3 protein-coding genes and 1 pseudogene are annotated in these 8103 nt (G+C 37.0%); all 4 read right to left on the minus strand.

The window, feature by feature from the left end:
- A pseudogene (locus ACFIK3_RS08800) lies at nt 1-2000 on the minus strand (hypothetical protein); the annotation flags it as partial.
- Between the two features lie 1224 nt (nt 2001-3224).
- Nucleotides 3225-5963 carry a YadA-like family protein gene (locus ACFIK3_RS08805; protein WP_375676565.1) on the minus strand — a complete coding sequence of 913 codons (2739 nt, stop codon included), beginning with the start codon at nt 5961-5963 and terminating at the stop codon, nt 3225-3227.
- A 1227-nt stretch (nt 5964-7190) separates the two neighbouring features.
- Nucleotides 7191-7391, minus strand: coding sequence for a hypothetical protein (locus ACFIK3_RS08810; protein ID WP_273791568.1), 201 nt, complete (start codon nt 7389-7391; stop codon nt 7191-7193).
- Nucleotides 7392-7827: 436 nt separating this feature from the next.
- Nucleotides 7828-8103: YadA-like family protein (locus ACFIK3_RS08815; RefSeq protein ID WP_375631735.1), on the minus strand; the 276-nt coding region annotated here is incomplete at its 5' end.

Raw genomic sequence — 8103 nt, forward strand, 5'->3', positions numbered from 1 at the left:
CTAATTTCATTGGTAATCTCTTTATGTAAATCCGTGAAAGAAGTGCCTACACCGGCAAACGCTGAAGCCACATCTGTGTAACTCTCCTCACTCTCAGTACCATCAGATTTTACTGTTTTAACCGTGAACTTAGGTTTGCTCCATTTGCCATCCTCATACTTAGCACCACCACCTAAAGACTTCGCAACATCGCTCCCTAGAGCATATAGCTGGTTACCCGCTACAGCATCCGTTGACGTTCTACTAATGTCTCCATTTTTAAGAGACGTAATCTTACTGTTCTCTTTACTGTCCCCATGCGTCGCTACAAAGGCATTCGCCGTTTGGCTCCAGATTAAAGAATCACTTTTTTCACCAGCAATTTCTTTGCTAATCTCATTTTTAATATTCGCGATAGAATCACCAACACCGGCAAAGGCAGTCGCGACACTGTCATAAGTCGAGTCAGTAACGTCACCATCAGAATTGAAGCGCTTAACCTTGAATGTAGGAGCAGTCCACGTGCCATTCTCATACCTAGCGTTACCACCTAAAGATTTTGCAACTTTATCACCTAGAGCATAAAGCTGATTACCCGTTACGGCATCCGTGGAACCAGCATTAATCGAACCATCTAAAAGAGATGTAAGCTTGCTATTGCTTTTGCTATCTTTCTCTCCATGCGTCGCTACAAACGCACCTTTAGCCTTATCCCACAACAACGCATCAGCCTGAGCAGTGCTAATTTCATTGGTAATCTCTTTATGTAAATCCGTGAAAGAAGTGCCTACACCGGCAAACGCTGAAGCCACATCTGTATAGCTCTCCTCACTCTCAGTACCATCAGATTTTACTGTTTTAACCGTGAACTTAGGTTTGCTCCAGTGGCCATCCTCATACTTAGCACCACCACCTAAAGACTTCGCAACATTGCTCCCTAGAGCATATAGCTGGTTACCAGCTACAGCATCCGTTGACGTTCTACTAATGTCTCCATTTTTAAGAGACGTAATCTTGCTGTTCTCTTTACTATCCCCATGCGTCGCTACAAAGGCATTCGCCGTTTGGCTCCAGATTAAAGAATCACTTTTTTCACCAGCAATTTCTTTGCTAATCTCATTTTTAATATTCGCGATAGAATCACCAACACCGGCAAAGGCAGTCGCGACACTGTCATAAGTCGAGTCAGTAACGTCACCATCAGAATTGAAGCGCTTAACCTTGAATGTAGGAGCAGTCCACGTGCCATTCTCATACTTAGCGTTACCACCTAAAGATTTTGCAACTTTATCACCTAGAGCATAAAGCTGGGAACCATTAACGGCATCGGTTGACGTTTCTGAGAGTTCACCAGGAGAAATATCCTCAAGACGCCGTGTCTTACCTTCACTACTCCGAAAAGTTACTATAGTTAATGGTGAGGTAGGAGCAAGAGTTATCTTCCTTTCATCATCCGCTCGGGCTAGTCCACTGGGTAAGCTTCTTAAAAAAGGAAAGCTGCCTGTGTTTTCATGCCTATCATCACTTTGAGATAAATTATCTTGCTTTTCCCCAATAGCATGGGGTTCCTTTATCTCAACAATCTGATGATTTAAACTTGTGGAAACACTCTTCACGCCAGAAAATGCATCAGCAACACTTTTATAACCTTCTACATTCTTATAACCTTCCGTACCTGCAAATGCAGCATCAAAAGCAGCTTTAGTCTGAAACTTAATATTAAGACTTAAGTTCTTGGGGGCATCCTCCCCCTCCACAAATGCAGAGCCACTATCTCTATACAATTTACTGCCAACTACGTAGGCTGGCGGAATAGCTTTAAGCGCATTTGTACCACCACTAAAGTCGTTTGATATGTTATTTAAAATCTGAGTAGCAGCAGCAACAGGAGAAACATTTGATAAAAATATAATCACTGAAGCCAATGAAAGCGCTTTAATAAAAAGCCGTCGATAAAACGAGCAAGAATTTTTACAATCATTCACCACTAGCGCTTTTGGTGTGGTATATAATTTTTTCATAACAAATTCTCCAAATAAGAAATACATATTTAGAACATTAAAAAGTCATATTTCAGTGCTAGGGGTGATTAACGACGTGATTTTTGTTTGTTCTCTATAAAGTTTGAGTTTGCCGCAGAGGCGAACAGAAGTAATTAGAAGTCCGGCAAGGTTGTGATGGACGTTGATTAAAGGTTTGGTTAATGGGTTTTTTATTTTTTCCGCTTTTAAGAAGGATGCTTTTTTTTGCAACAAAACTCCTGAATGAAGGTGAAAAACGGATATGAAGAAGACATACTTGCGTCCTATTGTTAGATCTGCGGTTTATAGTTTTTAAAGTAAAAGAGTTCATTTTGTATAATTAAGAGGCTGTAATGTTTATTAGGGGAAAAGGTTAAGTTGTCGGCTGAATGATTTAGAGTACTTGTTGTGAAATCATTACGCTTTTATCGCGGGGGTAAGAAGCATACTCTTGAGCTTTAGATTTTTTTCTCTCAAAGAGCTTCAAAATAAAATGAAGGTGATTGTTTTTTTTCATAATCCGTCGCGCCCCCCTTGCGAGCATCTTTCTGTTTTTACCAAAATGAGTCTTACTAAAGAATATTTCGCGATGTTATAGACTATTGCGTAAAATAGCAAGAGGAAAATGAATTTAATTATTTTTACAGAATGAGTCTTTCCGATTTATACAATCGTAAAATATCCTTATAACTTTAAAATTCATAGATTCCATGCACTATAGACTTGTCTAGAAGTTCTGTTTAATCGTTTGTTTTAGGTGTTCCATTTTGATCAAAATGAGTCTTACTAATAATTGCCGCTGTTGCGTGCCTTATGATTGCTACTGCTGTGTACAGAGCAAATAAATAAAATAATAATAATGCGATTTTTGATTTTTTTAAACGTATCCCCCCAATGGATATTTTCTATAAATGAAATTATAGAACGTACAGTTTTAAAATACTGTGCGATTATTTAAAATACTGTGCGATTACGCACTCTATCAATTTATATGAGAGTATTACGCTGTATTTATAAAATATTTGTTAAAATAATTCACTTTTTACTAAAATCAAGATCACCAAGATTATTACTATAGAATACATTGTTATGAAACTTTATAATTATACTACTCTATGGCTTTCTCTGTAAAATATTACTTCTCTATAATATAAAATTTCGCCCTTGTCTGATGAGACAAGGGCGAAACTTCGCTTAAATTGTAGTTTTTCATATTCTCTGGTGTTATTTTAATTTCAGAGTTATTCCACCACCTACACCCCACTGACCGCCAGCACTGGTTGCTGATAGATTAGAACGAATCTTGCCATCTTCAGATGTATAACCTGCACCAATCGCAAAGGCAGATTGTCCACGCCAAAAACCACCACCAAATGAAACACTCACAGATCCTGGGTCATCGAAGTAACGTAAGTTAGAGACTGCCAAACCAATCGCTGCTGCTTGCCTTGCCTCTTTGCGCACATTCGTAATATCATAACTTAGTGCGTCAAACTTCATATCGGTATAGGATTTCGCCGCATTAACACCATTATTGACTTGATCGTCCGTATACTTTTTCGCACTGTCAAGAGTAATCTTCATCTGCTCCGCGGTATGATCGTATAACTGACCACCATTCACTGCGTCCTTAGAGTCATGTTCAATTTTTCCATCTTGAACATTCGTAATCAAAACAGGATCACTGTCATCGACACCTTTTAGAGTGATGCTATTGATTTTCTTTCCGCTATCATCGGTATCATAGCTAACCGCAACATTCACCTTTTTTTCAACTTCTGTTACCCTGCCTGTAACGTCGGTTACCTTGTTACGCATATCCTGAAACTGACTGTCAGTCACCTCATAAGTTGACTTTTCTAAAATTTCACTAGGAGCAACAGTTACCGTGGTTGAATTATCCGCCTCATCTATGGCGCTTTCTTCCTCATCTATGGCAAGAGGTAAGCTTCTTAGAAAACGTGCGCTTCTCATAAAAGGAAAGCCTTTTGAAATAACATCCGAAGGACCACCATCTAGTGATTTACCCTCTGTTTCACCAAGACCAAGGCCATTCTTCATATCAACAACCTGATGATTTAAACCTGCCAAAGCACTATTAACGCCAGCAAATGCATCCGCGACATTAGTATACTCTTTATCAATCTCATTCCCGTCCTTATCAAAGGCTTTAACTGTGAAAGTCGGAGCACTCCAATTTCCACCTTTATATCCAGAACCACCACCGAAATAAGTAGCAATCTGGTTGTTTATCGAATAGAGCTGAGAACCGGTTATAGCATCAGTCGACGTTTCTGAAATCTCACCAGCAGCAATATCAAAAAGACGCCGGCTTTCACCTTCACTACTCATAAAACTTACTTGTTTTAATGGTGATTTAGGAGCAACAGTTATCGTAGTTGGAACCTTCACATTACCTGAAGCACTAGGTAAGCTTCTCATAAAAGGAAAGCCTTCTGAAATAATATCCGAACTATCAGTTTGAGAGGGCTTATTTCTTTCTTCAATACCAGGCTTACTCTTTATCTCAACAACCTGATGATTTAAACCTGCCAAAGCACTATTAACACCAGAAAACGCATCTGCAACATTAGTATAGTTTTTCTCAGTTTCATTACCATCCTTATCAAAGGCTTTAACTGTAAATGTAGGAGGTGACCATTTTCCCGCTTTATCATATCCAGCACCACCGCCAAAATAACTTGCAAATGCCTGAGTCATAAGATAAATCTGACTACCATTTACTGCTTCAGTCGATGTTGCCGTGAATGCACCCCCTTTAACACCAGAGAGAACTCGTGGAAAATTAATACCGTTTGCAATATCTATTCTATCACCACCCTTGTCTCCACCAATCGTAATAAGCCCAGCGCTATTTTGCTTAACAAAACTATCACCTGTCACACTTTCGATCTTTTGATTAAGATTCGTAAAAGAACTACTTACACCAGAAAGCGCTTCCCCAACATTCTTATAGTTCTTTTCAGTCCCACTACCATTTTTATCAAAAACCTTAACTGTAAAAGTAGGAGCATTCCAATTTCCATCTTTATCATATCCAGCATTATCACTAAAATAACTAGCAGCTACATTGCTCATGGCATAAAATTGAGAGCCATTTATCGCATCAGTCGATGTTGCTGTAATCGAACCAGCCTTAACACCCGCAAGAGTCCGTGCCACATTATCAACATTCGCGATATTTACCCTGGCCCCACTTACTTTTCCACCAATGCTAATAAGTCCGGTATCATCTTGCTTAACAAGATTATCACCTGTCCCATCAATGACTATATTCTCAATCTTTTTATCAAGATTCGTGAAAGAACTACTTACGCCAGTAAAGGCATCCGCAACATTCTTATAGTCCTTTTCAGTTCCATTACCATTTTTATCAAAGACCTTAACTGTAAAAGTAGGAGCTATCCAGTTTCCTTTTCTATCGTATCCAGCACCACCGCCAAAAGAGATCGCAGTACTGATGCCTTGGGAAAAAAGCTGAGAACCATTGACTGCATCATACGAGATTGGCGAAACCCAACCATCAGCAACACCAGTAAGAGTCCTCAATCCATGAGAGCTATTTGCGATAGTTATTCTATTGCCACCTACGTCCGCACCAATTGTAATAAGTCCTGATGCATCTTGCTTAACAAACTTATCATACCTAGTTTCAGCGACATAATTCTCCAAACCATACAACGCAGAACCAACATCTCTATATATTTTACCGTTAATTATATAGGTTGGCGCAATACTTTTACGTATATTTGTACCTCCACCAAAATACTGCGCTACATTACCCCAAAGATCACAAGCAAAAACAGGAGAAGCATTTGATAAAAAGGCAGCTACTGACACTAATGAAAGCGTTTTTATAAAAGGTAATCGATAAGACGAGCAAGAATTTTTTAAATTACTCACTGCTAGTGTGTGTGGTGTGGTATATAATATTTTTTTCATAATAAATCCTCTAAGTAAAAAAAACATATTGAAAACATTAAAAAGACATATTCCGGTGCTACTAAGCTCTAGAGGTAGTTTTTTCTTGTTTTATAAAAGATTAGGGTTGTCATAATGCGGAAGAGGACTATCTAAGATATCAATGAGGTTGTAGTCCACCTTGATTGATAGTCCGATTAATAAGGTTTATTTTCCCCTTTTAGGGGGGATTTTCTTTCTGTAGCAGAGCCTTTAAATTTAAAGGCGAAGAAAGGTGAAAGAAGTGTAGAAAAAACATGTTTGCGCGCTATTATTAAGTGTTGTGTGTTTAAGAGGCAATAAAGGGTGTTTATTGCGCAAGGGAGTTAAGTTGTTTGTTGAGTAATTTAGAGCGTTTTTTGTAGGGTTATTGTGCTTTTGTCGTGAAAATAGGCGAGATACCCATGAGTTTTATATTTGTATCTCTTAAAGCTTTTTGAGATCAGACGATTGTGATTTTGTAATTTTTCCATAACTTACCGCACCCCGCTTTGCGAGAAGATTTCTAGTTTCTTTTAATTAATTTTTCGCACTCTATACAGATTATTAAAAAATAGCAAGGAAAAAATAATTTAATTATTTTTTTATATTTTTATATAATGCGTCTTTCTGATTCTTGAAATAATTCTAGAATTCATAGCCTCATTGTTTACACTTTAGGCTTTTATAAAAGTGCTGGTGCATAGTTATGCTTTAAATATCCCTGTTGTGATCAAAGTGAGTCTTACTTAATCATTCCCGCTGCTACATACAAAGAAAATAATAAAAATGGAAAAAATGAGATTTTTTATTTCTTTAAGCATACCCCCTAGTGGATATTCCTATTAATAAAATTATAAACTGTACAGTTTTAAAATATTGTGCGATTACGCGTGCTCTATTAATTTATATAAAAACATCACTCTGCATTTGTAATTTTTTTTGTTAAAATGCTTCACTGTAACTAAAATTAGTCCCACTAAGATTATTATTACAGAATACATTGTTATAAAACTTTACAAGTATACTACTCTATGAGTTTCTGTGTAAAATATCACTTCTTTATAAAATTTTTACCCTTGTCTGATGAAACAAGGGCGAATGCGTTTTTTATTATTAATGCAGTGTTAAGTTTACTCCTGCACTTAACCCCCTGTAACCTCTTGCACTCGTGACAGATATATTAGAGCGAATCTTTCCATCTTCTGACATATAAACGGTTCCAATAGCTCAAGCCAATCGACTACGCCATAAACCACTACCAAAACAAAGACTTAAAGACCAAAGGATATTAAAATAACTTAAATTCGATACTTCTAAACCAACAGAGGATGCCTGTCTTGCTTCTTTCTGAGCTGTCTTAATATCACATCTTAATGCTTCAAATTTTGTATCCGTGTAAGATTTTGCATCATTAACAACATTACTCATTGCATTATACTATGGATTCAGAAAAACATTTATCTATATATTTTTTCGCATCATTAAAAACTGTCTTAATCTGCTGCTCACTGTCATGTAATTGATCACCTTTTATGGCATTATACAATCCAATAATAATCTTATCAGCAGTCGAATTATGCAAAATAAAATACCCCCTATCTTGTCATAAAAAACAATGCTGCATTCATTAATAATATTATTACAATATATTAAAAATAAATATCGATTACTCAAATAATTCCTTTTGGAGATGATAAATGATTTTTTCATATAAAATTTCATAATAAAAAATATATTTTTACTCGAAATACGCCCTTATCTTCTATTGCTATTCATTTATGATGAAAATAACTTTCCTTCTCTTTAAATGGCACATGTAACGCATTTGATAAGAGAAGGAAAATTTATTTCGAATTTTCTATTGTTAATTCAGTGTTACCCTAAATCCAGCACCTACCCCCCAATGTCCCCCAGAACTCGTTGCAGATACGTTAGAGCGAAATCTTCCATTTTCAGACATATAACCAGCACCAAGAGCAAGTGCAGATTGACTGCGCCATACACCCGTACCAAATGAAAAACTTAATTTTCCCGGTGTATCGTCATAGCTTAAATTAGATACTGCTAGACCAATAGCAGCAGCTTGTCTTGCTTCTTTCCGAACATCCTGAATAGCATAATTCAACGTCTCAAATTTCAT

Origin of the sequence: Bartonella sp. CB10SXKL (assembly GCF_042195515.1) — a bacterium.
GTDB lineage: Bacteria > Pseudomonadota > Alphaproteobacteria > Rhizobiales > Rhizobiaceae > Bartonella.